Annotated in this window: 22 protein-coding genes and 1 other annotated feature; of the genes, 11 read left to right on the forward strand and 11 right to left on the reverse strand. The window is 37.7% G+C overall.

The features are described 5' to 3' along the window. Positions 1–6: 6 nt before the first annotated feature. Both ADM90_RS19910 and ADM90_RS19915 read right to left on the reverse strand, forming a co-directional pair. Positions 7–699, reverse strand: coding sequence for an AIM24 family protein (locus ADM90_RS19910; RefSeq protein WP_053996637.1), 693 nt, complete (start codon positions 697–699; stop codon positions 7–9). 217 nt (positions 700–916) lie between these two features. Beyond that, positions 917–2,188 (reverse strand): L-lactate MFS transporter, encoded by a 1,272-nt coding sequence (locus ADM90_RS19915; RefSeq protein WP_053996638.1) that lies wholly within the window; start codon positions 2,186–2,188, stop codon positions 917–919. An 893-nt stretch (positions 2,189–3,081) separates the two neighbouring features. On the opposite strand from ADM90_RS19915, the gene ADM90_RS19920 reads away from it, so the two are divergent. The 7 genes from ADM90_RS19920 to ADM90_RS19950 all read left to right on the forward strand — a co-directional run bounded on the left by ADM90_RS19920 (position 3,082) and on the right by ADM90_RS19950 (position 10,881). After that, positions 3,082–4,653, forward strand: coding sequence for an ATP-binding protein (locus ADM90_RS19920; protein WP_162838613.1), 1,572 nt, complete (start codon positions 3,082–3,084; stop codon positions 4,651–4,653). Beyond that, positions 4,650–5,318 (forward strand): response regulator, encoded by a 669-nt coding sequence (locus ADM90_RS19925; RefSeq protein ID WP_053996639.1) that lies wholly within the window; start codon positions 4,650–4,652, stop codon positions 5,316–5,318. The genes ADM90_RS19920 and ADM90_RS19925 overlap by 4 nt, the downstream gene beginning before the upstream one ends. A gap of 236 nt (positions 5,319–5,554) precedes the next feature. Next, the gene (locus ADM90_RS19930; RefSeq protein WP_053996640.1) at positions 5,555–6,598 is read left to right on the forward strand and encodes a DctP family TRAP transporter solute-binding subunit; all 1,044 of its coding nucleotides are present in this window, start codon (positions 5,555–5,557) and stop codon (positions 6,596–6,598) included. Positions 6,599–6,655: 57 nt separating this feature from the next. Continuing rightward, positions 6,656–7,702, forward strand: a complete 1,047-nt coding sequence (locus ADM90_RS19935; protein ID WP_053996641.1) for a DctP family TRAP transporter solute-binding subunit — start codon at positions 6,656–6,658, stop codon at positions 7,700–7,702. Positions 7,703–7,925: 223 nt separating this feature from the next. After that, a complete protein-coding gene (locus ADM90_RS19940; RefSeq protein WP_053996642.1) occupies positions 7,926–8,423 on the forward strand; it encodes a TRAP transporter small permease in 498 nt (165 codons plus the stop codon). Beyond that, positions 8,404–9,672, forward strand: coding sequence for a TRAP transporter large permease (locus tag ADM90_RS19945; RefSeq protein ID WP_053996643.1), 1,269 nt, complete (start codon positions 8,404–8,406; stop codon positions 9,670–9,672). The genes ADM90_RS19940 and ADM90_RS19945 overlap by 20 nt, the downstream gene beginning before the upstream one ends. Before the next feature lie 12 nt (positions 9,673–9,684). Beyond that, positions 9,685–10,881, forward strand: coding sequence for an MFS transporter (locus ADM90_RS19950; protein WP_053996644.1), 1,197 nt, complete (start codon positions 9,685–9,687; stop codon positions 10,879–10,881). Positions 10,882–10,907: 26 nt separating this feature from the next. Here ADM90_RS19950 and ADM90_RS19955 read toward each other — a convergent pair whose 3' ends face one another. Together ADM90_RS19955 and ADM90_RS19960 are read right to left on the reverse strand one after the other, a co-directional pair. Then, positions 10,908–11,846, reverse strand: a complete 939-nt coding sequence (locus ADM90_RS19955) for a DUF4181 domain-containing protein (protein WP_053996645.1) — start codon at positions 11,844–11,846, stop codon at positions 10,908–10,910. Beyond that, positions 11,833–12,354: a sigma-70 family RNA polymerase sigma factor gene (locus ADM90_RS19960; protein ID WP_053996646.1), complete on the reverse strand. Its 522-nt coding sequence runs from the start codon at positions 12,352–12,354 to the stop codon at positions 11,833–11,835. Before ADM90_RS19960 ends, ADM90_RS19955 begins: the two co-directional genes overlap by 14 nt. Positions 12,355–12,687: 333 nt before the next feature. Here ADM90_RS19960 and ADM90_RS19965 point away from each other — a divergent pair, with 333 nt between their 5' ends. Continuing rightward, positions 12,688–13,869 carry a NupC/NupG family nucleoside CNT transporter gene (locus ADM90_RS19965; protein WP_053996647.1) on the forward strand — a complete coding sequence of 394 codons (1,182 nt, stop codon included), beginning with the start codon at positions 12,688–12,690 and terminating at the stop codon, positions 13,867–13,869. 66 nt (positions 13,870–13,935) lie between these two features. Here ADM90_RS19965 and leuS read toward each other — a convergent pair whose 3' ends face one another. The 4 genes from leuS to ADM90_RS19985 form a co-directional block, all read right to left on the reverse strand. After that, positions 13,936–16,353 (reverse strand): leucine--tRNA ligase, encoded by a 2,418-nt coding sequence (gene leuS, locus ADM90_RS19970; protein WP_053996648.1) that lies wholly within the window; start codon positions 16,351–16,353, stop codon positions 13,936–13,938. A gap of 83 nt (positions 16,354–16,436) precedes the next feature. Further along, positions 16,437–16,645: a binding site (T-box leader), on the reverse strand. Between the two features lie 65 nt (positions 16,646–16,710). After that, a complete protein-coding gene (locus ADM90_RS19975; protein WP_053996649.1) occupies positions 16,711–18,453 on the reverse strand; it encodes a SulP family inorganic anion transporter in 1,743 nt (580 codons plus the stop codon). A 56-nt stretch (positions 18,454–18,509) separates the two neighbouring features. Beyond that, positions 18,510–18,857, reverse strand: a complete 348-nt coding sequence (locus tag ADM90_RS19980) for an ArsR/SmtB family transcription factor (RefSeq protein ID WP_053996650.1) — start codon at positions 18,855–18,857, stop codon at positions 18,510–18,512. Positions 18,858–19,076: 219 nt separating this feature from the next. Next, positions 19,077–20,255 carry an MDR family MFS transporter gene (locus tag ADM90_RS19985; RefSeq protein ID WP_053996651.1) on the reverse strand — a complete coding sequence of 393 codons (1,179 nt, stop codon included), beginning with the start codon at positions 20,253–20,255 and terminating at the stop codon, positions 19,077–19,079. 172 nt (positions 20,256–20,427) lie between these two features. Between ADM90_RS19985 and ADM90_RS19990 the strand changes: the two genes are divergently transcribed. Together ADM90_RS19990 and ADM90_RS19995 are read left to right on the forward strand one after the other, a co-directional pair. Continuing rightward, entirely contained in the window at positions 20,428–21,384 is a 957-nt protein-coding gene (locus ADM90_RS19990) for a TIGR01212 family radical SAM protein (RefSeq protein ID WP_053996652.1), read from the forward strand. After that, entirely contained in the window at positions 21,381–21,971 is a 591-nt protein-coding gene (locus ADM90_RS19995) for a class I SAM-dependent methyltransferase (protein ID WP_053996653.1), read from the forward strand. Before ADM90_RS19990 ends, ADM90_RS19995 begins: the two co-directional genes overlap by 4 nt. Positions 21,972–22,052: 81 nt before the next feature. On the opposite strand, the gene ADM90_RS20000 is transcribed toward ADM90_RS19995, so the two are convergent. Both ADM90_RS20000 and ADM90_RS20005 read right to left on the reverse strand, forming a co-directional pair. After that, the gene (locus ADM90_RS20000; protein WP_053996654.1) at positions 22,053–23,591 is read right to left on the reverse strand and encodes an alanine/glycine:cation symporter family protein; all 1,539 of its coding nucleotides are present in this window, start codon (positions 23,589–23,591) and stop codon (positions 22,053–22,055) included. Positions 23,592–23,716: 125 nt separating this feature from the next. Then, positions 23,717–24,523 (reverse strand): alpha/beta hydrolase, encoded by an 807-nt coding sequence (locus ADM90_RS20005; protein ID WP_053996655.1) that lies wholly within the window; start codon positions 24,521–24,523, stop codon positions 23,717–23,719. A 135-nt stretch (positions 24,524–24,658) separates the two neighbouring features. Here ADM90_RS20005 and ADM90_RS20010 point away from each other — a divergent pair, with 135 nt between their 5' ends. Next, the gene (locus ADM90_RS20010) at positions 24,659–25,171 is read left to right on the forward strand and encodes a gamma carbonic anhydrase (RefSeq protein WP_053996656.1); all 513 of its coding nucleotides are present in this window, start codon (positions 24,659–24,661) and stop codon (positions 25,169–25,171) included. Positions 25,172–25,360: 189 nt separating this feature from the next. Here the strand turns inward: ADM90_RS20010 and metK are convergent, their stop codons facing one another. Next, positions 25,361–26,557, reverse strand: a complete 1,197-nt coding sequence (metK, locus tag ADM90_RS20015) for a methionine adenosyltransferase (protein WP_053996657.1) — start codon at positions 26,555–26,557, stop codon at positions 25,361–25,363. Positions 26,558–26,751 lie beyond the last annotated feature (194 nt).

Below are 26,751 nucleotides of genomic sequence, written 5' to 3' on the forward strand. Positions count from 1 at the left end.
GCTTTTTTAGCTTTCACCTGACATATAAACTTCTTCAAATGGCTGGATAATAACAAAGCCCTCACCTGAAAAAGCCATTTGAATGGATTCGCCACTACCACGGCCGATAAATGTACGGAAGCTAATATCTGTTTTAAACTCAGGCGTTAAATTACCTGACCATGCAACCGTTGCGTGTGGGTCGGTATATACCGTCTCGCCCGGCTTCACCAATAATGTTAAAGGTTCAAAATGCGTGGTAATCGCTACTTTTCCTGTTCCTTGTAATGTGACATTAAATAACCCACCTGACATAATCCCAGCCATCTTGCGCATTAACCGTATATCCCACTCAATGCTTGGTTCAAATGCCAATAAATCATTGCCGTTGACACAGATGCTTTCCTTATTTAAATCAAAAACGGTGATTTTCTTTCCTTGATCTGCTAAATAAAGTCGACCTTTTCCGCTCGCTTTCATAAGTTGCGTGCCTTCACCTGTTAACGCCTTTTTAAACATTTTGCCAAGCCCATGTTCTAGCACACGCTCACGTTCAAATTTAATATCACCTGTATAGGAAATCATCGCGCCCATTTTAGACCATACATCACCATTTAGATTAACCTCTAACACGCGCTCCGTTTCTAGCTCGAAATAATCATTTTCCTGATCATCCTGCTGTGTTTTACGCACAAACTCGTTTAAAGAAAATTTCCCCATTCTAAATCCCTCCCTATTTACCTTATATACGTTGTTTTGTATAAAAAGATTCAATTTTTCATATTCAATGCATGAAATCTCTTTATTTCCCTGAAGACGATTGACAGCAAATCTACACTGTTATATATTAAATAAAGATTGTTATATAACAAAGATTAGCAAAAAAGACTATATAAATGTCCTATGTGAAATGACATCTATATAGTCCCTGAAAGATTTATTGTGTTGTTGAAACATCCCCAACGTTTTGCGACGCTGCTTTTAAAGCGATTTGTTTACGCACATTCGCACGTAGTGTAATGGAGATAATTAATGAAGCAGCAATTAGCCCTGCAAATACATAGAATACAGGAATATAGCTTCCATATGAATTTTTAATCGTGTTGACCAACAGCGGTCCAAAAATACCACCTAATGACCAAGTTGTTAATAAATAACCATGAATCACACCAAGTTGCTTTGTGCCAAATAAATCACTTGCAAACGCAGGTAAGTTTGAGAAGCCACCACCATAGCAACTAACAACTAAGAAAATAAGTGCTTGGAAAAGGATAACGTTTGTCGTATGAGGTAAAACGATAAATGTAATTAACTGTGCTGTAAAGAAAATAACGAAAACATTTGAACGACCAATATAGTCAGATACAGCAGCCCAGATTAAACGGCCACCGCCATTAAATAATCCCATAATTCCTACCATTGCTGCAGCTCCTGCCACTGATAGACCAACAATTTCCTGTGCCATTGGAGAAGCAACAGAGATCATCATAATACCTGCTGTTACATTGACTAAGTGCATCGACCATAGCATCCAAAAATGCTTTGTTTTCACAGCTTCACGTGCTGACATTACAGCTAAATCTTTTTTGACAACCGCTTTGCCACTATCAGCAGCAGTCTTCATAGTTGCTGGCATATAACCAGGCTTAGGCGGTGCGATATAGGAAGCCCCTAAAATCATTAACGTGAAATAACTTGCCCCTAAAATAAAGTATGTAGTAGAAATACCCACTGCCTCCATTAAATTAGCTGCAACGGGTGCTGTGATCAGCGCACCTGAGCCAAATCCAAGTACAGCCATACCTGTAGCTAAACCACGGCGATCTGGGAACCATTTTACAAGTGTCGATACAGGCGCAATATAACCAATCCCCATACCTAATCCACTTAAAACGCCATATGTTAACCAGTACATTACGACAGAATCCATTGCAATCGCTACACCTGCACCAGCTTGTCCTGCTCCAAATAAGACAGCTGCCACCATCGCAGATTTACGTGGTCCCATTTTTTCTACTAAGCTACCAAATAATGCAGCCGCAAAACCTGCTAGCCCCATCATAATGGTAAAGGCAACCGTTACATCGGTTTCACTCCATCCCATCTCTGTAACAATTGGTATCTTATATACACTATATGCATAGGCTCCACCGATTGAAAGGTGAATCGCAATGGCAGATAATGCAATTAACCATCTATTTTTATTCATAAATTCTCATTTCTCCCCTCTTTTGCTACCTGTGAAAATTCTATGAACGTCCATGTAAAACAATTTACCACTAAGAATTATTCAAATGCAAGATATTTTTCTAAAAAATATTATTTCTCCAAAAAGTATTTTATTTTAAAATCACTGTCCTCTATCACCAAAACCTCACAACGCCTAAGTATAACCGTGTTTATCTAAGAAAAATCATAGCATCATTTAGCTAATATTATTTTCCTAATGTATTGTATAAATATCAATTGATTATATTAAAATAATTAAATTTGTGTATATTTTCACATTACATAGCACTTTGCTTATCTTATCTAATTTTAATATCATGTATATTTCCTCTTCATACAAAAATTTCAAATAAGAAATATTAAGAATAAGAGAGAATTTTAATCCACAAATACATCATTTTTATTGAGATAAAATAAAGGCAACCCTCCACAAGAATTCATTTATTCACTTTTTAACGAATTTACAGGAAAATAATTCGAATATATGCTTTGTATATTCGCTCATAACTAATTTTTGTTTTAATCTTTTTATTATTCAAATATATATTTTTAAACCTCTGTCAATGTAAAACTTCCAAATAATAGATACCTATTTTATTAAACGAGTAGTTGTAATTTGAGCGGCAGAAGCCCTCTCCTACTATTGCTACAAGCTTATACTCACCATACAAATTTTAGAAAGCTAAAGAATTACATTGCTGTTCATAGCAGAAAACTGTTATATTACACAATTTAAAATAGTCTTTTCTATGAATATTGTATTACAACAAGTAAATGATTTATGTTAATTTATAATAGAATGAATTTCTTCATTTGTTTTTCTTGTATATCTAATAGAGGTGATAACTTGCTTAAAGGAGTATCCATCGTCCTATGAAAAATATTTCGTTACGATTAAAAATGTTTATTTTTTCATTTATTATTGTTATTTTCTCGATTGCTACAAGTGGAGCGATTATGATTCATAACCTTGCTGTCGCTCTCGAAAAAGAATTTGGTGCACGAGCCATTGCTATTGCAAGAACTGTATCCCAGCTTACAGATGTTCAAAATAATGTGGGGAAGCCTACAGGTTTTGACGTTATTCAACCAATTGCAGAGCGTATTCGCCTAACAACAGATGTCGATTACATTGTGATTATTGATATGAATCGTATTCGCTACTCTCATCCCTCTGAAAAACGACTTGGCACAGTTTTTGAGGGAGGCGATGAAATTGAAGCATTTTCACAACATGAATATATCTCAAAAGCACACGGCGTTTTAGGCTATTCAATAAGAGCCTTTGTCCCTATTATGGATGAAGATGGTACAAAGCAGGTTGGCGTTATTACTGTTGGACTTCTCGTTCCAAAATGGTATGACCTTGTAGATGAATATCAATTGGACATATTAATGTCTCTGTTTTGGGGGCTAGCCATTGGTTTAGGTGGATCTGTCTGGGTAGCTAATCACTTAAAGCGACAAACACTTAACTTGGAGCCATATGAAATAGCTCGTTTAGTGGAAGAACGCTCTGGTATTATTCAAGCCATGGACATTGGTATTTTAGCTACAGACGAACATGCAAATGTCACCTTTATTAATGGACTCGCAAGGCAATATACGCATTTCTTTGGACAGCAAATTTCGAGAAAAGCTTTATTTCAAGGAACTTGGTTGGCAGAAGATATGCTGCAGCAGCATGAGGCCTATCGACCACTTTTAATGTTTGACCAAATGTATTTAGTGCGTACCTTCCCTATACGCATTATGGAACGAAATGCTGGCTATCTTATTATGCTGACAGATCGAAAAGAGGCCAATATGCTAGCCGAGGAATTAACAGGTATCAAAATACTGGTGGATTCATTACGTGCCCAACAGCACGAATATATGAACCGTTTACATAGCATTGCAGGATTAATTCAATTGGAACGAGATGAGGATGCTCTAAGCTTAATTATTGATGAAATAACAGATGAGGAAGAAATTATTCAAAGCTTACATGATAAGATTCAAGACTACTCTATTCAAGGATTATTACTTGGTAAATTTTCACGTGCGAAAGAGCTTGGTGTAGAGTTGAGCATTGATGACAGCTCAATGCTTTTGGATTTTATCAGTGGTTTTTCCAGCGGAGATATGGTAACGATTATTGGTAATTTATTGGACAATGCTATGGAAGCCTGCTTTGACCGTACACATAAGGATGTTCATCTTACATTAATTGGTGATAAGCAGCACCTATTTATTGAAGTACAGGATAGTGGTAAAGGAATTGCTGGCAGCGCACAGCAAATTTTTGATTACGGCTTTAGTACAAAAGGAAAAAGTGGACATGGTATTGGGCTTGCCCTTGTTAAACAAATTGTAGAATCGAACAATGGAATTATTCAAGTAGAATCAACCGTCAATGTTGGAACAATAATTACAATCGAAATAGGGGTGACTGAAGAACAATGAGTAATCTTTCCGTATTTATCGTAGAAGATGATCCAATGGTACTCGAGGTAAATAAAGGTTTTTTAACGAGATTAAATGGTTTTCAGCTTGTAGGTGAATCCGTAAGTGGACATGATGCCTATCACCAAATTATAAAAAAACAGCCAAACCTCATTTTACTAGATATGTTTTTACCAGATATGACAGGGATGGAACTATTTTTAAAGCTTCGTGCAGAGCGTGTGCCCTCTGATATTATTATGATTACTGCCGCAAGAGATGCGCCAACAGTACAAGAAGCACTTCGATTAGGAGCTATCGATTATCTGATTAAGCCATTTCGTTTCGAACGCTTTGAAAAAGCCTTACAACAATATAAAAGCTCTACTAAAAAGCTCCAAAGCTCGCAAACATTCCGTCAAGAGGATATCGATCAATGGCTTGGTATTCAGCACGAATCTTTAGAGCTTCCAAAAGGCTTGAATATACTAACCATGCAACAAATTCTTGATTATTTAACAACACATCAAACAGCCATTACCTCTGAGCAGCTTGCTCAAAATGTAGGGATGGCGAGAGTAACTGTACGAAAATATTTAGATTTTTTAGCAACAAAGGGAACTGTCAAAATTGAATTACAGTATGGAGCAGTGGGCCGTCCAACAAAATATTATTCTATTAAATAGTAAGAATCTGCCTTTTTCTTGGAGATTAAAATCTCTTTTATTTACTATCCCAAAGAAAAAGACAGATTCTTTTTCTATATTTAGGAATATATCTGTTTTGTAACAGTTTATTAAAATAATGAATTGTTATATACCATAAATACCAAAATGTCCATTAAAACCATAATATTGAGTATTTATCGAAATAGGCTACAATCAAAACTGTTCACATCTTAAAGAATTAGGAGTGAATTTATATGTGGATCAATCGTTTAATATATATTTCTGGTAGCGTTCTCATTTTGCTGACAATTTTGTTAGTTTCATGTCAAGAAGACGTTTACCCTACTGATAATGAGCAGTTAAGTCATGAAGAACAAATCGTTATTCGCTTTTCGCATGTAGTTGGTGAAAACACACCTAAAGGCATGGCAGCTTTAAAGTTTGCAGAGCTAGTGAAAGAACGGAGTAATGGTTATATTGAAGTTCAAGTGTTTCCGAATGGTGTTCTTTATAAGGATGGCGAGGAGCTAAACGCGCTATTACGTGGCGATATTCAAATGATTGCCCCTGCTATTTCAAAAATTACAACACTTGTACCTGAATGGTCTGTTATGGATTTACCTTATGCATTTCAAAATGCAGATGAAGTTCATACATATGTTGAGAGTCACGTTGGTCAAACTTTAATGACCAAATTAAATGCCCATAATTTATGGCCAATGGGGGTTTGGGATAGCGGGTTTAAGCAGCTTAGCAATAGCATTCGTCCTATTAAAACTGTGCAAGATTTACAGGGCTTACGTGTCAGAATTATGCCCAGCGATATTTTAGCTGAACAATTCTCTATTGTGGGTGCCTATCCAAAACGTATTGATTTTAATACTGTTTTTCATCAACTACAAAAAGGGAATGTTGATGGTCAGGAAAATACACTTACAAATATTACAAGTAAAAATTTATATTCGCTCCAAGACTATTTAACTATTAGTAACCATGGCTATCTAGGCTACCTATTATTAATGAATCATGAGTTTTGGAACTCGCTACCAAAAGATGTGCAAACACTACTTATTGAGACATTAGAGGAAGTACAAGAATGGGAGTGGCAGCTTGCAGAAGATTTAACGGCAGAGCGCCTAGACGAAATGGAAGCATGTGATTGTATTCAAATTCATCGTTTATCTAATAAGGACATGGAGGAATGGGCATCTACATTTGACCCTGTTTATCGCTATTATGCCGATAACTATGGCAAAAAATATATTGAAGCACTTCCGAAAAATCAATCACAGCACTAACTTGGGTTCAGAAGGGAAACCTTTTAACTATAAACATAACATTTAGGGGGATATGTAATGAAAAAATGGCTTCTTATGACGCTTATGGCTGTACTCGTGCTTGCATTAGCAGCCTGTGGTGGCAGTGACAAAAAAGAAACCTCTGCTCCAGCAGCGGAAGGTGATGGTGGTTATACAAAAGAAAAACCACTTGTGATTAAATTTTCACATGTAACATCGATTGATAGTGTGAAAGGGAAAGCAGCGGATGCATTCGCAAAATTAGTAGATGAAAAAACAGAAGGTAAAGTGAAGGTAGAAGTTTACCCTTCTTCTCAGTTATATGGTGATAACGATGAATTAGATGCACTTGTATCTGGAAATGTTCATATGATTGCTCCTTCTGTAACAAAAATGGTGAAAATCGATCCACGTTGGCAATATGTTGATATGCCGTATCTTTTTGAAAATCAAGAGCATGTTCGTAAGTTCTTTAATTCGGATTTAGCGAAAACAATTTTAGAATCTGATCAATTAGCAGCAAACGATATTAAAGGCTTAGCTTTCTGGGAAAATGGCTTTAAGCATTTCTCAAACAATCAGCGTCCACTTGTCAATGTCGAAGATTTTAAAGGTTTAAAATTCCGTGCACAGGCAGGAAAAGTATTAGAAGCACAATTTAAAGCATTAAATGCTGGCTCTGCAACAATTGCTTTTGGTGAAACATATGCAGCATTACAGCAAGGAACAGTAGATGGCGCAGAAAATCCATTTAATAATTTTGATACGCAAAAATATCAAGAAGTACAAAACTATCTTTCAGTATCTGCCCATGGTCGCCTAGACTACGCGATCTTTGTCAATAAAACATTCTGGGAAGGTATCCCTACTGATTTATTAGCAGCAGTGGAGGAATCCTTAGATGAAGCAACTACATTAGCTTGGGAGTTAGCAACGGAAGAAAATGAAAAATCCTTTGAAAATATTAAAAACTCTGGCATCGAAGTAACAGAGTTAACTGATGCTCAAAAAGAAGCAATTAAGAATCAGCTTGAACCTGTATATGAAGAATTTACTGATGTGATTACAGAAGAATTAATTAATGGTATCCGTGATTTAAAATAACTTTTTATTCTAATTGACGTTTTTTAATAATAAGAATCTGCTATATTTTTACGGATAAGCATCAAAAATAATCAGAATATATAGAAAACTGATTATCTAACTATCCTACAAAATCCCTGCAGATTCTTTTTTATAAATCGCTTACATTCATCTTGTATAAACGGGTGCTAGGATACAGCAAATAAAGCACCCGTTTTAAACTTTAACTAAAGGAGGCAATACAATGAAAGCCTTATATAAGCTCTGGGGTTACTTGGAAGAAATCCTTGCTGGTATTTTTTTCGTAGCAGGTATCGTGCTTATTTTTTACGGTGTCCTTATGCGTTACATATTTAATGAACCACAAGCCTGGGTAGAGGAATTAGCTCGTTATGCAATTATTTGGGGAACATTTTTGGGCTTTGGCTTAGCCTTAAAACATAATCAACATATCCAAGTAGATATTTTATATGACAAATTAAAGCCTTCAATGAAGCGTCTACTAGATTTAGTAGCAACAGGCTTAAGCATTGCTTTTTGTGTTATTTACACTTATTACGGTTTTGTATTAGTCGAAAATCGTTATACATCAGGCATGGTATCACTTGATATTGGCATACCAATGTGGATTGTCTATTTAGTATTACCGCTTTCAGGTATTTTATTTTTACTAAGGTTCGTAGAAAGATTAGTGAATATTCTACGGGGAAAGGATGAAGAATATGCTAATCCTCTTACTTAGTTTCTTTTTATTACTATTTTTACGAGTACCTGTCGCGATTAGCTTAGCACTGTCAACAATTTTGGTATTCTTCCAAATTGATTTTAATATGAATATGATTCCACAGCGCGTTTTCACTGCCCTTGACTCCTTCCCAATGATGGCGATTCCAGGCTTTGTTCTTGCTGGGGTATTAATGGCACGTGGTGGTATTTCAAAATATCTGATCGAGGCTTTACGTGCATGGATTGGACATCTTCCAGGCGGGCTTGCAGTTGTAACCATTGTTGCCTGTGCTATTTTCGCAGCGATTTCAGGTTCTTCACCTGCTACAGCCGCGGCAATTGGCTCTATTATGATTCCTGCCATGATTTCAGCAGGCTATAAAAAACGTTACTCGATGGGGCTGGTAGCTGCTGGTGGTACATTAGGTATTTTAATTCCACCAAGTGTTCCATTAATCATTTATGGGATTACCTCAGAGCAATCTATTGGTGAATTATTTATGGCTGGTATTATTCCTGGCCTAGGTTTAACAGGTATTTTAATCGTTGCTGCCATTGTTTATGCAAAACGTAATGGCTTTAAAGGCGATGAGCCAGCTTCTTGGGGAGAGCGTGGTCGTAAATCCTTAAAAGCGATTTGGGGCGCATTTTTACCATTCCTAATTTTAGGAACGATTTATTCAGGAGTTGTAACACCAACAGAATCAGCAGTGATTGCCGTGTTCTATGGTCTTATTGTATCATTATTTATCTATCGTGAAATGAAGCTAAAGGATTTCCGCGAGGTTTTAGTAGAATCCATTAATATTACAGCGATGATTTTCTTAATTATTGGTGCGGCTTCATTATTCGGCTTATATTTAACAAATGCACAAGTGCCACAGCAAGTTGGTGCGTGGATTGCTGAAAGTGATTTGAACAAATGGATCTTTATGATTATCGTTAATATTTTATTCTTTGTGATGGGTATGTTCCTAGAGGCCGTTTCGATTATTTTAATCACTTTGCCAATTCTTTTACCAATTCTTGCACACTTTGATATTAATCTATTACATTTTGCAATTATCATGACGATTAATATGGAGTTAGGTATGATTACGCCACCAGTAGGACTAAATCTCTTTGTTGTAAGTGGTATTGCTAAGGAGAAGCTTGGTGAGGTTGTAAAAGGCGTTATTCCATTCATTATTTTAATGATTATCTTTTTAGCCCTAGTTGTGTTAATCCCACAATTATCACTATGGTTACCAGAGCAAATGAAGTAAGAGGTGTTTCTTATGGGAAATTTCGCAAAAGGGTATTCCATGAAAGACCGACAATTTTGGGTAATTGTTATGAGCTTAGGTGGAGCTTCGGTGTTTGTCTTTGCAGCAATGTACTCGGTACAGCCCCTGCTTCCCTTTTTTACAGAGCAATTTCAAATTTCTGTTTCCTATGCAAGTCTATCCATGTCTATGACGACGCTTTCTATCATTATTGGATTAATGGTTTTAGGGTTTTTATCTGATCGTTATGGACGTTTACCATTTGTTCGATTTTCCATTCTTTTAACGATTATTCCTTTTCTTTTAATGCCATTAACAGATTCATTTGCGGTTATTATTTTTTTACGTTTTATTCAAGGCTTTGCTATTGCAGGCGTTCCCGCAGCAGCACTTGCCTATATTAGTGAAGAAATCCACCCACAATCAATGGGGCTTGCGACAGCGCTTTATATTTCCTGTAATGCGCTAGGTGGAACAATTGGGCGTTTGATGATGGGCTATCTAACAGAAAATAAATCTTGGGAGATAGCCTTTCTCTGTTTAGCCTTTTTTGGTAGTATCATTTTTATTCTTGTTTGGTTAACACTTCCTAAATCAAGAAACTTTACAATCCATCGTCGTTTTATCCGAGAAGATTTATATGGATTTTGGCTGCATTTAAAAAATCCCTACTTATTACTTCTTTTTGGCTTCGGCATTATTTTGCAATTATCATTTACAGGTATGTGGTCGTTTATTCCCTACTATTTAGTAGAACCACCATTTTTACTATCCTTAAAAATGATTTCCTTTATTTTTTTAGCCTATGGCTTAGGTATTATTGGCTCTCCGATTGCCAATGCCCTTGCCAATAAAGTAGGTATTGCTAAAATTAGAACAATCGGTGTGCTTTTATTAGTAGGTGGTATCTTATGTACAGTAAGCACCTCCCTTGCGCTCATTGTTGTTGGGCTTTGTATTGCCTGTTTAGGTTTTTTCACAACACATTCCCTAACATCTGCAACTGTAAGTCGAACAGCCAGCCACCAAAAGGGACTTGCCTCAAGCTTATACCTTGTTTCGTATTATATTGGTGTTGCTGCTGGAAGCACCCTACTTAGTCCAATATGGCTACATTTTAAATGGCACGGTATCGTCATCATTACAGTTCTGCTGCCTATTATTTATCTATTCTTTTTAAATTACACCTTACACAAAAAGATGCCCTAAAGTTATTTTAAGGCATCTTTTATTTATTAAATGTACATCAGAAGCAGAATGAGCGCAGGGATAGCTATTATAACCCAAGCAATTGATAAGTAATGTCTTTTTTCCTCTCTACCATAGTGATAATCTATAAAAATAGAGCTAGTCACAGTAATGATAAGGTAGCTACCAATTACTGCTGTATAGAGAAACCAATTGGTTAGTAGCATCATTATTGGTATGACTGTATTACAAATCTTAATTATTCGTGTAGCGCGTTGATGTGCGGTATTCGCATAGCCCTTTGGTATATTAAATTTTTTCCTTACCAATTTTTCAATTAACCATGTGCCCAACAGCAAAACAATAAGAAATGTAAAGAGATTGCCCATCGTGAATTCCTTTTTATTTTCATCAATATGGACTAAAAATGTAGCTATCATCTCTGGATCATTGACAAGATAGACGGATTGATGTGTGTAATCCTTTAGCAGTAATTGTTGATCGTTAACCATAATTTTTAACTTGACAGCCTGCCCACTCTCAAAGGCTACCCATATATCCATCGTATTAAAGCCAAATAAATCATACTCCTGTACCTGTGTGGCAGTAGCCTGTTGTAATAATTGCTGTAATACCTCCGTATCTGCGGTAGTTTTAAAAATATCCTGCCCTATTACCCAACCTGGTCTGCCAGCTTGAAATGATGTTTCTTTTCCATTTTGAGCTACTGTATACATTGTAATCTCGTGTTGCTGTGCCAATTCAATAACGGAAGCCTGTTGACCATTATCGGTCTGCTTAAACGGCTCTGTTATGATTAACAAGAAGAACAGCACAATTGCCCCAGCCATAATAATTGGATATTGCCAATTCTTTGTTGATTGCTTGTTTTGTCGAGCCTGCTCCAAAATATCCTTTTGTAAAGCTTTTGAAAATCTTGGTGCTTCGCCAAGCTCCTTATCTAACTTATTTTTAAAAGCTGTCATCCTCTAACACCTCCCATTCATGCTCATCTAGTAGCTCATATAGCATTTTTCTTGCTCGATGCAATCTTGTTTTCACCGTACTTTCTGTGCTTCTAAGAATATCTGCAATTTCTCGAATTTTTAATTCCTGATAATAATAAAGAATGACCACTTCCCTGTATAAAATAGGAATCTGAAATAATACGTTTGTCAATGTTTTACGCTCATCTATTTCCACTAACGCTTTCTCTGGTGTGCGTTTACTTACACCAATATGGAATTTTTCCAATAAGAGATGTCGTTTATTTTTCCAGCTTCGAAGATAATCATGACTTTTATGTACAGTAATTTTCACTAAGTATGTTTTTAAGGATGCTCTTTGCTCAAAACGTTCTTGCTGATGATAATAGGCAAGAAATACATCCTGCACAATTTCCTCAGCCATCGCCCAATCCCTTACATATAGATAGGCAACACGCAAACAATATTCCCCATGTTCCTCCATAACGGCTGCTAAATGCTCACTCACCCAAACACCTCCTGTTCACTCTATAGTCGTAGTTACTTAATAGCTGGTTTCATAAAAACAAAAAATAATTACTTTTAGTACAGTAAGTTTATTGAAATCAACAAACATAATATCGCAAAAGCTTCACACACTAAAAAAAGTTTCTATACGGTGAGCATATTTTTCCCTTATCTCTTGAAGTACAAGTAAAAAAACTGGTATAGTGAGATTGTTTGTCTGACGTCTGACTAATAAAATACTCTAACTATTCAATAATTGAAATTGGCGTATGTTATGAGTGATAGTTATGAATTCGAGCACTCACAATTATTATCTATACTGATGGAGGAACTTATGAGGTACTTAATATCCTTTTGTGGATTACTATTTGTTTTTGCTTTAGCGCTGTTAGTAAGTAAAAACAAAAAAGAAATAAAATATAAAAATATTTTGCTGATGTTAGTGATTCAATTTCTCTTGGCAGCTCTACTTCTTAATACAACAATTGGCTATGTGCTAATTAAAGCCATTACAAATGTCTTTGACCATTTATTATCATACGCAAATGCGGGTATTTCATTTGTTTTTGGAGGGTTAACGAATGAAGGAGAGTCTCCTTTCTTTCTCACTGTATTATTACCGATTGTCTTTATATCTGCCTTAATTGGCATTTTGCAGCATTTTAAAATTCTGCCGTTCTTTATGACATGGGTTGGCTTCTTACTAAGTAAGATTAATGGCATGGGGAAATTGGAGTCCTACAATGCTGTTGCCTCTGCAATGGTCGGTCAGTCTGAAGTTTTTATTACAGTGAAAAAGCAATTAGATAAGCTTAGCCCACAGCGTATGTATACATTATGTGCTTCCGCTATGTCAACTGTTTCGATGTCAGTGGTTGGCGCCTATATGACAATGATTGAGCCAAAATATGTTGTCACAGCTATTGTCTTAAACTTATTTGGTGGATTTATTATTGTTTCCATTATTAATCCATATAAGGTTGAAGAAAATGAGGATATTTTAACAATTGAGGATGAGCAGAAGCAAGCTTTCTTCCAAATGCTTGGAGAATATATTATGGATGGCTTTAAAGTCGCCATTATTGTTGGTGCTATGCTTATCGGTTTTGTCGCCTTAATGGATGGCATTAATTCCTTATTCGATATAGTAATTGGTGTGTCTTTCCAAGAAATATTAGGCTATATCTTTGCCCCCATCGCTTTCTTAATGGGTGTGCCATGGGCAGATGCGATTACTGCTGGCGGCATTATGGCAACGAAATTAGTGACAAATGAATTTGTCGCGATGATTAGCCTTGGAGAGATCACTGATTCCTTGAGTGAGCGTACATTGGGCATTATTTCTGTCTTTCTTGTATCCTTTGCAAACTTTTCATCTATCGGCATTATCGCTGGAGCCGTAAAGGGCTTGAATGAAAGGCAAGGAAATATCGTTGCTCGCTTTGGCTTAAAATTACTCTACGGCGCAACACTTGTCAGTATCTTAACAGCTATTGTTGTTGGTTTAATTATTTAAGTTACATCTCAATACTATAAAACATGTCCACCACCTAATTCATGTTGGGTGGTGGACATGTTATTTTTATTTCACAACAATATTCACAAGCTTACCTGGAATCACGATAATCTTTACTAAGTTTTTCCCTGCCATATATTCCTGTACTTTACTATCAGCAAGTGCTACTTTTTCAATGTCCTCTTTGGAAGCATCTTTCGCAACAACAATTTTCGCACGTACTTTACCCGCTACTTGAACAGCGATTTCCACTTCATCATCTACCAATTTCGCCTCATCATATGTTGGCCATTGCTCATACGTAAGTGTTGTTTCATGACCAAGTAGCTGCCATAGCTCCTCTGCAATATGCGGTGCGATTGGTGCTAGCATTTTCACAAAGCCTTCTGCATAAGCTGTTGGAATTACATCAGCTTTATAGCAATCATTAATAAAGACCATCATTTGTGAAATCGCTGTATTAAAGCGGATGCCCTCATAATCCTCTGTTACCTTTTTCACTGTTTGGTGATATGATTTTTCAAGCGTTTGATCGTTAGACGCTTGAATTTTTACTGACAGTGCACCTGTTTCCTCATTAACAAATAAACGCCAAATACGATCTAAGAAGCGACGTGCCCCGTCTAAGCCATTTGTAGACCACGCAACAGAGGCCTCTAATGGACCCATAAACATTTCATATAAACGTAATGTATCCGCACCATGTGATGCAATAATCTCATCTGGATTCACAACATTGCCCTTCGATTTAGACATTTTTTCATTGCCCTCACCTAGAATCATTCCTTGGTTAAATAATTTTTGGAATGGCTCTTTTGTATGAACAACCCCTAAATCGTATAACACTTTATGCCAGAAGCGAGCGTATAGTAAATGGAGTACCGCATGCTCTGCTCCACCAATATAAATATCAACAGGCAACCAGCGTTTTAGTAGCTCTGGGTCTGCAATCGCTTCTGTGTTTGTTGGGTCGATATAGCGTAAGAAGTACCAGCTTGAGCCTGCCCATTGTGGCATCGTATTTGTTTCACGACGCCCTTTTTTACCTGTTTCAGGGTCTACAACATTTACCCAATCTGCAATATTGGCTAAGGGTGATTCACCAGTACCAGATGGACGAATATTATCTGTTTTTGGCAGCATTAACGGTAATTCTGATTCTGGCACTGCTGTTGTTGTGCCATCTTCCCAATGAATCATAGGAATCGGCTCACCCCAGTAACGTTGACGAGAAAATAGCCAGTCGCGCAGACGGTAAGAAATTTTCTTCTCCCCAACACCTTTTTCCGCTAACCATTCAATTGCCTTTGCAATACCATCTGCCTTGTTTAAGCCATTGAGGAATTCTGAGTTAATATGTGGACCATCACCTGTGAATGCCTCTTTGCTAATATCGCCGCCCTCAAGCACCGCAATAATCTCTAAGCCAAATGCTGTCGCAAATTCATAGTCGCGCTCATCATGTGCTGGAACCGCCATAATCGCCCCTGTACCATAAGACACTAATACATAGTCAGCAATCCAAATCGGCACTTTTTTGCCATTAATCGGATTGATAGCATAAGCACCTGTAAATACGCCTGTTTTCTCTTTTGCTAAATCTGTACGCTCTAAATCAGATTTCATTTTGACATTTTCTAAATAAGTCTCAACCGCTTGACGTTGCTCAGCCGTCGTTATTTGTTCTACCAATTTATGTTCAGGGGCAAGCACACAATATGTAGCGCCAAATAATGTATCAGGACGAGTTGTAAATACGGTGAAGCTGTCATCTGTGCCATCAATATTAAATAGTACTTCTGCTCCCTCTGAACGGCCAATCCAGTTGCGCTGCATATCTTTAATAGATTCTGGCCAATCCACTTCCTCCAAATCATCAATTAGACGATCTGCATAAGCCGTAATTTTTAGCATCCATTGCTTCATTGGGCGACGCTCTACAGGATGCCCACCACGCTCTGATTTTCCATCAATAACTTCTTCATTAGCTAATACTGTGCCAAGTGCTGGACACCAGTTAACAGCTACTTCATCAATATAAGCTAAGCCTTTTTTATAAAGCTGAATAAAAATCCATTGTGTCCATTTATAATAGCTAGGGTCTGTTGTATTAATTTCACGATCCCAATCATAGCTAAAGCCTAGCTCTTGAATTTGACGCTTAAATGTCGCAATATTTTTTGCTGTAAATTCTGCTGGATCATTGCCTGTATCAAGTGCATATTGCTCAGCTGGTAAGCCAAATGCATCCCAGCCCATTGGATGTAAGACATTATAGCCCTGCATACGTTTAAAGCGAGAAAGAATATCCGTTGCTGTATAGCCCTCTGGATGCCCTACATGAAGTCCTGCACCCGATGGATAAGGAAACATATCTAAGGCATAGAATTTAGGCTTATCATTCTCATTTTCCGTTTTAAAGGTGTTGTGATCAGCCCAATATCTTTGCCATTTGCTCTCAATTTGTTGATGATTAAAACTCATTCTTTTTCCTCCTTAATAGACGACTTATCAGTAGAATTGACAAAATATTTAAAAAATAAAAAAACTCGCCCCTTTCTTATGATAGAAGGGACGAGAGAATTGCACTCCCGCGGTACCACCCAAATTAGTGATTACACTCGGCTCAAGCCTCTTTAACGCAGAAGAAACGGCACATGTTTTTCACACGGGCAGACTCAGAAGGTGAGTTCAATTTGCTTTCCTACTAGCTTTCACCAACCGCTAGCTCTCTAAAAAGAACCTCAAATCTACTATTCCTCATCACTGTCTTTACATGATATTGCATTTATTCTAATGGAAAGTGCTAAAAAGTACAAGCCCTTGTTCAGTGGTTAGCCACTACTGTACAAGGAATGTCTCTTTTTCTTTATTTTCTGATAAATCAGCACATTCACGGAAAGCAAAATGTTGACAGCCCTGGCATTGATGTGCATCCAAATATGTTAAAGCTTTTGTAATGGCTTCCCCTGTATGTTGATAAAAATGATGCGCACCAATTTTATCATAAATCCCCGTACGCAACAGAGCTAGTTGTAATTCTTCTTGTACACCTGTTACAAAAATCGTACCACCCTGTGCTGTAAAGTTATCAACAATATTATTAAAATATGCCTCACCAGTGGAATCCATAAAGGGCACTTTCCCCATTCGTAAAATTAACACTTTGGAGTGCTGCTGTAGCGAGCTGTTGATGGTTTCTTCAAACATCTGTGCAGCACCAAAGAACAACGGCCCTTCAATCGTATAAATTTTTATTTGTGGACAATCATGCTGCTGATGAACGACATGTGGTCGCACCTTTGCACTTTTGTTTGAATGGTCTGGTAATACCTTTGTTACAACAAGCTTCTCACTCATACGCTTCGCAAATAATAGCACAGCTAATACAAGTCCTACCTCAACGGCTAATGTAAGGCTCGTAAACACTGTTAATAAAAAGGTAATAAGTAAAACAAGCGAATCTCCTGATTTTAATTTAACGATATGTGCGAAATGATGACGTTCGCTCATATTCCAAGCGACAACCATTAATACAGGCGCCATACTTGCTAAAGGGATATGAGAGGCATAGGGGGCTAATACTAGTAATGTCACTAACACAAAAACACCATGTATAATGCCTGACATTGGCGAGACCGCACCTGTTTTAATATTTGTTGCTGTACGTGCAATTGCACCCGTTGCTGGAATTCCTCCAAACAAGGGTGTCACAATATTGGCAATCCCTTGTCCAACAAGCTCACGATTACTATTATGCTTACTATTTGTCATGCCATCTGCTACAACTGCCGATAATAGCGATTCTATACCACCAAGCATTGCAATAACAAATGCAGGTCCAATCAGCTGCTGGATTCGTTCCAGTGTAATATGGGGCATCGCAAAGCTTGGCAATGTATTTGGAATTTGACCATAGGCAGTGGCAATCGTTGCTATTTGGTCTGAAAATAACACTGTTGCCACAAGCGTTGAAACAATAATACCTGCTAGCGCACCTGGGATCTTTGGAAAAAATTTCGGTGTAATCAAAATCGTTATAAGACAAATAGCAGCCGTTACAATGCTATATATATTAGTAGTGCCAATTTGCTTCATAATTTCTTGGATATTGTTAATCAAATACTCATGTCGCGTGATATTGCTCAATCCTAAAAAGTTAGCAATTTGCCCGATAAAAATAATAACCGCTATACCTGCTGTAAAACCAACTGTGACAGGACGAGGAATAAATTTAATTAAGGTTCCTAGCTTAAAAATGCCCATTAAACACAGTAAAACTCCTGCCATTAACCCAGCTAGTAATAAATCCTCATAGCCATAGGTAAGGACGATTCCTAAAAGAATAGGAACAAACGCCCCTGTTGGTCCACCAATTTGATATTTTGAGCCACCAAAAATAGCAATAAGAATACCTGCAATACAGGCGGTATAAATGCCATATTCAGGCTTCACACCTGATGCAATGGCAAAAGACATCGCAAGTGGAATAGCGACAATCCCAACAATAATTCCCGATAATAAGTCCTTCTTTACATGATGAACGGAATACCCTTCAAAGCGCCCTGTCAACAGTGACTTCATACATAATCTTCCCTTCGACATAATAAGCAAAGCATTGTTTTTTCATATTATTCGGCTTACGTATTCTCCTCGTCACTTTCATTAATGGTCATTTCCTCTAATCTCGTAATCGTGTTAATTAAATGGTTATTAAAAATATCCTTTGCTACACCAAGCAATTCACCGATCATGGGATCACTTAAAGAATAGTAAACTTTTTTACCTTCTTTGACACCATAAACAATATTTTTGGCACGTAATACACTTAACTGCTGAGAAACAGCGGAACCCTCTTTATCTAAGCAATCCTGAATTTCATTGACACTTTTCTGGCCATCTACTAGTAACTCTAATATTCTTATTCGTAATGGGTGCGCTAATGCCTTAAAAAAATCTGCCTTAAACTGCTGCAAGCCCTCTTCCACCAAAATCCCTCCATATAACTACATATTCAAATATCTGAATATGTATGATTTTACACTCGTTATTGCTAATTTTCAATAACAAAAAAGCTCTTCTTCAAAACGGGTGCTTGCTTACCTATTCCATTACCTTCTATATAAATAGCAAGCATGTATTTTGGCGTTGACTCATAAAAAATAAGCAAAAAACGCGTAGGTAAACGCCGTTTTTTGCTTTCTAAATTAATCTACTCCTATTGCTTCCTTTTTTAAAGGATAGTCATAAATAAGACAGGGAATAATGGCAAACAAGACGATGACGACCAAGATTAGAACAAGTGGAATCATGCCAAATTGGTCTACCATAATACCACCAAATAATGGCCCAATCATGCGCCCTGCTGTTGCTGCGCTATTAATAATTCCCTGATAGAAGCCTTGCCTTCCCTTGGGAGCAAGCTGATTTGCAATCGTTGGTAACGCGGGTGTATAAAACATTTCGCCAAATGTTAACACAATCATTGCTGCACCAAACATTTTAAAATCACTGGCAAAGGCAATCATGCCAAAGGATAAGGCAATGAGGATGACGCCAAATACAAGCTGACGCTTTAAATGATGCTCCCAACGCTTCACAAGCGGGGCAATAAGTGGCTGCCCGATAACAATTAGGAGACCATTAATCGTCCACAGTAAACTATATTGCTTTAATCCTAGCCCTAAATCCTGCGTATAAGATGAAATGGTTGCGCTCCATTGCGAATAAGCTAACCAGCATAATACCGAAGAAGAACTGATGATTAATAATGCATAGAACGGTGCCTTGTTAATGATGCGGTTGCTTTCACTGACCACATTCTTGGGTGCGATACTGCCTGCTTCTAATCGTTTAAATGTAAATAAGGCGATAAAAAAGAATAAAATATACATGCCTAAATTGACCTTAAAAACGTAGTCAAATTGATAATCAGCAACCACACCTGCGAGTGCAGGTCCTACTGCAACGCCAACATTTTGAGCCAAATAGATCGCATTAAATGCCTTGCGTCCCCCTTCCGGCCAGGCGGTACCTGCTAATGCGAACATCCCGGGGAAAACGATGCCCCCACTAAAGCCGAGTATTGCTAAAAACCATACGTAATGTGGCCAACCATGCCAGATGGTTAAGCCGATTAAAGATGCTATTGTTAAAAGAATGCCAAGCATGATGGATTTATAGCCACCAATTCTATCAAATAAATAGCCGCCTAATAGATTACCCAATACACCAGCAGCAGAATTTAACATTAAAACAAAGCCTGCCATCGCAAGAGACTTCCCTAAATAATCATGTATATAAATGGCATTTAAAGGCCATAAAAAGGAGTTGCCTGTTGTGTTGACAAGCATTCCAATAATTAAAAACCAAACACTCTTTGGCATAGAATGACCTCCATTATTTCGCTTCTCTAAATAGTTAGTGTATGCTGAAATCGTTAAAAGTACAAGAAAAATAAGATTACCCTTTTTACAAGTATTTATATAGAAGTCTTGCCTTTCCTCATGACGGAACGACATGCTCATGATAAAATAAGGCGTTAGGGGAGTGAAATAAATGACAGAAATCAATTTTCCTTTTCCTTCTGAGGGGAAAAGATACTATACATGGAATCGTTACTTGCGCGACCAATTTGGTCATAAGGTATTTAAAGTCGCATTAGATGCGGGCTTTGACTGTCCAAATCGTGATGGCACAGTTGCTTTTGGGGGCTGTACATTTTGCAGTGCGGCAGGCTCTGGCGATTTCGCAGGCAATAAGGTAGATCCCATCGATGTGCAATTTGCGGAAATTCGAGATAAAATGCATCAGAAATGGAAGGATGGCAAATATATGGCCTACTTTCAAGCCTATACAAATACACATGCGCCACTACCTGTATTAAAGGAAAAATTTGAGGCGGCTTTAGCACAAGACGGTGTTGTTGGATTGTCCATTGCTACTCGCCCTGATTGTTTACCTGATGATGTTGTTGAATATTTAGCGGAATTAAACGAGCGCACATATTTATGGATCGAGCTTGGCCTTCAAACCGTGCATGAAAAAACAGCGAATCTTATTAATCGCGCCCATGATTATGCAACCTATGTAGAGGGTGTTGACAAGCTGCGGAAGCATGGGATTCGTGTTTGTTCTCATATTATTAATGGTCTACCTCTCGAGGACTATGACATGATGATGGAAACCGCAAGAGCCGTAGCTAAACTAGATGTCCAAGGGATCAAAATTCACTTACTTCATCTATTAAAAGGAACCCCAATGGTGAAGCAATATGAAAAAGGAATGCTAGAATTTTTAGATCAGGATGTTTATACAAAGCTTGTGGCTGACCAATTAGAAATTCTACCGTCTGATATCGTGATTCATCGCATTACAGGAGATGGACCGATCGATTTAATGATTGGACCGATGTGGAGCGTTAATAAGTGGGAAGTATTAAATGGCATTGATGCTGAGCTGGAACGTCGTGGTAGCTGGCAAGGGAAATTTTACCAAACAGAGGTTGCGAAATGAAACTACAACGTGTTTTACAATATGCACAGCAGCTCTTAAAAGATAGTGTGCACGAGGGGGATACAGTGGTAGATGCCACTGCTGGAAATGGACATGATACATTGTTTTTAGCACAGCTTGTTGGAGATGATGGGCAAGTTTATGCCTTTGATATTCAAAAGGAAGCAGTCGATACAACACTTCTTCGCCTTTTAGATCATGGCTTAGAGCATCGTGCACTTGTGCTCAATAAAGGCCATGAGGAAGTCGCCAACTTTGTCCATAAGCCCGTAGCTGCAGCCATTTTTAATCTTGGCTATCTACCTGGTAGTAACCATACTATTATTACAAGGCCAACAACCACTCTCCAAGCACTGCAAGATTTACTCAAGCTTTTAAAAGTTGGCGGCTTAATTGTGCTCGTCATTTATCATGGGCATCCTGGTGGGAAAGAGGAACGAGATATGGTTATGGACTATGTTCGTCAGCTTCCACAAAAATATATCCATGTCTTAAAATATGAGTTTCTTAATCAGCAAAATGACCCGCCTTTTGTCATTGCCTTAGAAAAAGTGAAAGAATATCCGAAGCCTGAAATCGTTCAATGATTTCAGGCTTTTATTTCGATAAATGTTATAAAAAGCTATCTATTAGCATTGTGTGAACTAATAGATAGCTTTTTAGATTAATTATTTATTTTTGCGCTTTTCATTATAATCCACCCAGAAATCTGCACCTTTGATGCCTAGCTTACGAGGATCAAAGACAGGATCTTTGCCTTCTTTTTTCTGCTTCTCGTAATCTTTTAAAGCAACGATGGCTGGTTTCATAACAATTAAAATTCCGATCACATTGGTCCAAACCATTAAGCCAAGACCTACATCCCCCATAGCCCATGCTAAATCAGATGTACGGATTGTACCGTAGAAAGCCGCTACTAAAATAGCAATCTTCGCAAGCCAAATACCTATTTTTTCAGCAGAGCCTGATAAGAGGTAGGCAACATTTGTTTCTGCAATATAATAATAAGCCATGATGGTTGTGAAAGCAAAGAAGAATAATGCCACCGCTACGAATGGACCACCAAATCCTGGTAATGCGTCATCTACTGCAGATTGTGTATAAGCTGCACCCTCTTTAATGGATTGTGCAAAGGAAATTTGTGCATCGCCTGAATACTCATCTTTCCCAAACTCACCTGTGAAAATCGTTGGGTAAATTTCGTATTCCTTTGCGTCATGCTCCACAACAATTTTATCTGCCTTTTCATCATGGACATTGTACATTCCAGTAAATAAAATCATAAATGCTGTAGCCGAACAAATTAATAATGTATCGATATATACAGAAGCCGCTTGTACAATCCCTTGTTTTGCAGGATGTGATACTTCTGCTGCCGCTGCAGGGTGAGCCCCTGTTCCTTGACCTGCCTCATTTGAGTAAATACCACGTTTTACACCCCATGCAATAGCAGAGCCAATAATTCCCCCAAAGATTTCTTGTGCACCAAATGCACTTGAGAAAATTAATGCAATAACGGATGGAATTTCTGCAATGTTCATCGCAATGATAATAAACGCCATAATTATATAGGCTGCAGCCATAAATGGTACGATAACTTGTGCCGCATTCGCAATTGATTTAACCCCACCGATAATAATAGCACCTAATAGCACAACAATAATAACACCTGTAATCCAAGGCGCTAAACCAAAAGCATTTTCTACAGCCACTGAAATGGCGTTTGACTGTACACCAGGCATTAAGATTAGCATAGCGATGACTGCTACAACTGCAAATAAAACCCCAAACCATTTTTGGCCTGTACCTTTTTCGAGATAAAAGGCTGGTCCACCACGATATTCCGTATCTTTCTCTTCTTTATAAATCTGTGCTAATGTGGACTCTACATAAGCAGTTGCCGCGCCAATAAAAGCGATCGCCCACATCCAAAAGACTGCACCAGGACCACCCATTCCGATTGCTGTTGCTGTACCAGCAATATTACCTGTACCTACACGGCCTGATAAAGCGATGGACATCGCCTGGAAGGATGAAATCCCTTTTTCTGATTTCTCACCTTTAAACATTAAGACAAACATATCTTTAATATGCCTAACTTGCAGAAACTTAGTAATAACAGAGAAAAAAAGTCCAATCAACAAGATTCCGTAAATAAACCATGGACCCCATAAAATACCATTTAATTTCTCAACAATTACTTCCATATTACTCCCCCAATTCAAATAATATTACTTTGAATCATTATAGTATTACAATTTTCCGAAAATTGCAATATTATATTCAAGTAACAATATTCAAGTAGATATGGTAGTAACTAGCATATTGAAAATTACTCAATGATATAACCAATTCTTCGAAGACCATTGTTAAGGAAATCACGCGTATACATAAAAATTTCATCACGCTCTACTTCATGAAATAAATTATGATAACAATTTTCCCATTCTTTAAACTGAAATTCTGTAAATGCCTGCTGATGAAGCCAATTTCGTGTTTGTCGCGTTTCTGTAATGCTATCCTTTGCTGCCGTCATCATTAATATAGGTACATTAGGAAATTCTTCCTTTGGCATAAACACTAAATTTCGCATCATTTGCTGTAGCTCGCGATACCATTTCACTGTCACAACTGATACAAATGGTCTTTCATCCTTCATTTCTTCTCTTCCTTCAACATGACGCGTTAGTTGTTCAATTGTAATCGGATGCGTCATCTTGATATTGGCTGTTAAGGTACTTAAGCTTGTTAAGGCATTCGTTAATTTACCTGGTAATAGCTTTAACTGCAACCAAGGCGATGTTAAGATAAGACCCGCACATTCATATTGCTTTTTATACATTGTATGAAGGATTAATGTCGCTCCAAGCCCATGACCAATTAAAAAGGTCGGTAAATTATATGAAAAAGCATTTTCAATCAAATTTCTTGTATATTTATTGTACAATTTAAAATCCTCATCATGGACACGACCAAATCCTGTATTTACCCCATGATTCGGCAAATCTCCCATGACTATGTGGAAGCCTTCCATTCTTAGTTTTTCTATAAGCCATGCATACCAACGGTGATTCTCATAAGCACCATGAAGAATAGCAATTACAGCCTTTGCTTGTCCATCAGCTTCCCATTTCCACATTCACATAGTCCTCCTAAAAAATAATTACATAATAATTATATCGACATCCATGGTACATTTTAATTTTATATTTTCATAAAGATGTGTATTTGATACGATAATACTACATCTATAGAAAGAAAAGAGGCGATTTTCATGATTTATCCATTCAAAGATAAAATGCCAAAGATCGATCCATCTGTTTTTATTGCTGATTACGCCACGGTTACTGGGGACGTAACGATTGGTGCTGACACAACCATTTGGTTTAATACAGTCATTCGAGGCGATGTATCTCCTACTATTATTGGCAAACGCGTAAGCATCCAAGACCTATGCTGCTTACATCAAAGTCCAAAATATCCGTTAATTATTGAGGATGAAGTAACAGTAGGACATCAAGTGACTTTACATAGCTGTACAATCCGAAAAAATGCCTTGATTGGCATGGGCTCTATTATATTAGACGGAGCAGAGATTGGAGAGGGTGCATTTATCGGAGCAGGAAGCCTAGTGCCTCCTGGTAAAGTCATTCCCCCAAATAGCTTAGCATTAGGTCGTCCAGCAAAAGTTGTACGTGAATTAAATGCTGAAGATAAAGAGGATATGGAACGCATCGTACGTGAATATGCCGAAAAAGGCCAATACTATAAATCCCTTCAAAAGTAAATATGTATAACTAATTATCAAAAAAATGTATTAACGGTTAAAATTAGGTGAAAGTAGGTTAAACTCTTAAAAAGCGCGAGAAATTCAATGATAACATTGAATTTCTTGCGCTTTTTTAAGCTACTCTATTTTTAAATTATAATATCTTACAATAATTTTATAATCACTTTATCGCTTTAGCTCAATAGTTTATAAACGTGCTTTTTCTCGTAATGCATCGGCTTTATCTGTTTGCTCCCATGGAACCTGTAAATCTGTACGACCAAAGTGACCATATGCCGCCGTTTGCTTATAAATTGGGCGACGAAGATCAAGCATTTTAATAATACCTGCTGGACGTAAATCAAATAGCTCACGTACCCACTCCACAATCTCGCTTTCTGTTACTTTTCCTGTACCGAATGTATCAACAGCAATGGAAACAGGCTGAGCAACACCAATTGCATAAGCAAGCTGTACCTCAGCACGCTCTGCTAAGCCTGCTGCTACGATATTTTTCGCTACATAGCGAGCTGCATACGCTGCTGAACGGTCTACCTTTGTTGCATCCTTACCAGAGAATGCACCGCCACCATGACGTGCATAGCCACCGTATGTATCAACAATGATTTTACGTCCTGTTAAGCCAGCATCTCCCTTAGGTCCACCGATCACGAAACGACCAGTTGGGTTGATGAAATATTTTGTGTTCGCATCTAATAACTGACTTGGTACAACTGGTGCAATAACAAATTCTTTTAAATCTGCTTGAATTTGCTCCAATGTTACCTCTTCATCATGTTGCGTTGAAATAACAATTGTATCAACACGTACAGGTATATTACGCTCATCGTATTCTACTGTTACTTGTGTTTTGCCATCAGGACGTAAATAAGCAAGCTCACCAGACTTACGCACAGCTGTTAAACGGCGTGCTAATTTATGTGCTAGACTAATTGGTAATGGCATGAGCTCTGGTGTTTCATTACATGCATAGCCAAACATTAAGCCTTGATCACCCGCACCAATTGCTTCGATAGCTGCATCTGTCATAGAGCCTTCACGTGCCTCTAATGCTTGGTCAACACCTTGTGCAATATCAGGTGATTGCTCGCCTATTGCCACAAGCACTGCTAAGTTTTCCGCATCAAAGCCATATTTACCACGTGTATAGCCAATTTCTGCTACAGTATCACGAACGATACCTTTAATATCGACATACGTAGAAGTAGTAATCTCCCCCGCTACTAAGACTAAACCTGTTGTGACTGTTGTTTCACACGCTACACGTGCATTTGGATCTTCTGCTAAAATAGCATCCAAAATAGCATCCGAGATTTGGTCACAAATTTTATCTGGATGGCCCTCTGTTACACTTTCTGATGTAAATAATCGACGGTTTGTCATTTAGTTTTCCTCCTATTTACTCTTACAAAAGTATTGGTGTATGAATACGGTACTCATTACCCATGTCAAGTCCGCTCCGAAGGATTGAACTCTCAAGCCGTTACTGCTGCTTTTAACACGAGGGTTTCGAAAGATCCGTCATTATAATAAGGAAAGAACTATAGAGGCAGCCCTTTACATTGATTCTTAACAAT

Origin of the sequence: Lysinibacillus macroides, assembly GCF_001281525.1 — a bacterium.
GTDB lineage: Bacteria > Bacillota > Bacilli > Bacillales_A > Planococcaceae > Lysinibacillus > Lysinibacillus macroides.

What these genes read in the sequence shown, in the direction of transcription:
- ADM90_RS19910 (WP_053996637.1), bottom strand. Translation starts at nt 699, where the DNA reads ATGGGGAAATTTTCTTTAAACGAGTTTGTGCGTAAAACACAGCAGGAT.
- ADM90_RS19915 (WP_053996638.1), bottom strand. Translation starts at nt 2,188, where the DNA reads ATGAATAAAAATAGATGGTTAATTGCATTATCTGCCATTGCGATTCAC.
- ADM90_RS19920 (WP_162838613.1), top strand. Translation starts at nt 3,082, where the DNA reads ATGAAAAATATTTCGTTACGATTAAAAATGTTTATTTTTTCATTTATT.
- ADM90_RS19925 (WP_053996639.1), top strand. Translation starts at nt 4,650, where the DNA reads ATGAGTAATCTTTCCGTATTTATCGTAGAAGATGATCCAATGGTACTC.
- ADM90_RS19930 (WP_053996640.1), top strand. Translation starts at nt 5,555, where the DNA reads ATGTGGATCAATCGTTTAATATATATTTCTGGTAGCGTTCTCATTTTG.
- ADM90_RS19935 (WP_053996641.1), top strand. Translation starts at nt 6,656, where the DNA reads ATGAAAAAATGGCTTCTTATGACGCTTATGGCTGTACTCGTGCTTGCA.
- ADM90_RS19940 (WP_053996642.1), top strand. Translation starts at nt 7,926, where the DNA reads ATGAAAGCCTTATATAAGCTCTGGGGTTACTTGGAAGAAATCCTTGCT.
- ADM90_RS19945 (WP_053996643.1), top strand. Translation starts at nt 8,404, where the DNA reads ATGCTAATCCTCTTACTTAGTTTCTTTTTATTACTATTTTTACGAGTA.
- ADM90_RS19950 (WP_053996644.1), top strand. Translation starts at nt 9,685, where the DNA reads ATGGGAAATTTCGCAAAAGGGTATTCCATGAAAGACCGACAATTTTGG.
- ADM90_RS19955 (WP_053996645.1), bottom strand. Translation starts at nt 11,846, where the DNA reads ATGACAGCTTTTAAAAATAAGTTAGATAAGGAGCTTGGCGAAGCACCA.
- ADM90_RS19965 (WP_053996647.1), top strand. Translation starts at nt 12,688, where the DNA reads ATGAGGTACTTAATATCCTTTTGTGGATTACTATTTGTTTTTGCTTTA.
- leuS (WP_053996648.1), bottom strand. Translation starts at nt 16,353, where the DNA reads ATGAGTTTTAATCATCAACAAATTGAGAGCAAATGGCAAAGATATTGG.
- ADM90_RS19975 (WP_053996649.1), bottom strand. Translation starts at nt 18,453, where the DNA reads ATGAAGTCACTGTTGACAGGGCGCTTTGAAGGGTATTCCGTTCATCAT.
- ADM90_RS19985 (WP_053996651.1), bottom strand. Translation starts at nt 20,255, where the DNA reads ATGCCAAAGAGTGTTTGGTTTTTAATTATTGGAATGCTTGTCAACACA.
- ADM90_RS19990 (WP_053996652.1), top strand. Translation starts at nt 20,428, where the DNA reads ATGACAGAAATCAATTTTCCTTTTCCTTCTGAGGGGAAAAGATACTAT.
- ADM90_RS19995 (WP_053996653.1), top strand. Translation starts at nt 21,381, where the DNA reads ATGAAACTACAACGTGTTTTACAATATGCACAGCAGCTCTTAAAAGAT.
- ADM90_RS20000 (WP_053996654.1), bottom strand. Translation starts at nt 23,591, where the DNA reads ATGGAAGTAATTGTTGAGAAATTAAATGGTATTTTATGGGGTCCATGG.
- ADM90_RS20005 (WP_053996655.1), bottom strand. Translation starts at nt 24,523, where the DNA reads ATGTGGAAATGGGAAGCTGATGGACAAGCAAAGGCTGTAATTGCTATT.
- ADM90_RS20010 (WP_053996656.1), top strand. Translation starts at nt 24,659, where the DNA reads ATGATTTATCCATTCAAAGATAAAATGCCAAAGATCGATCCATCTGTT.
- metK (WP_053996657.1), bottom strand. Translation starts at nt 26,557, where the DNA reads ATGACAAACCGTCGATTATTTACATCAGAAAGTGTAACAGAGGGCCAT.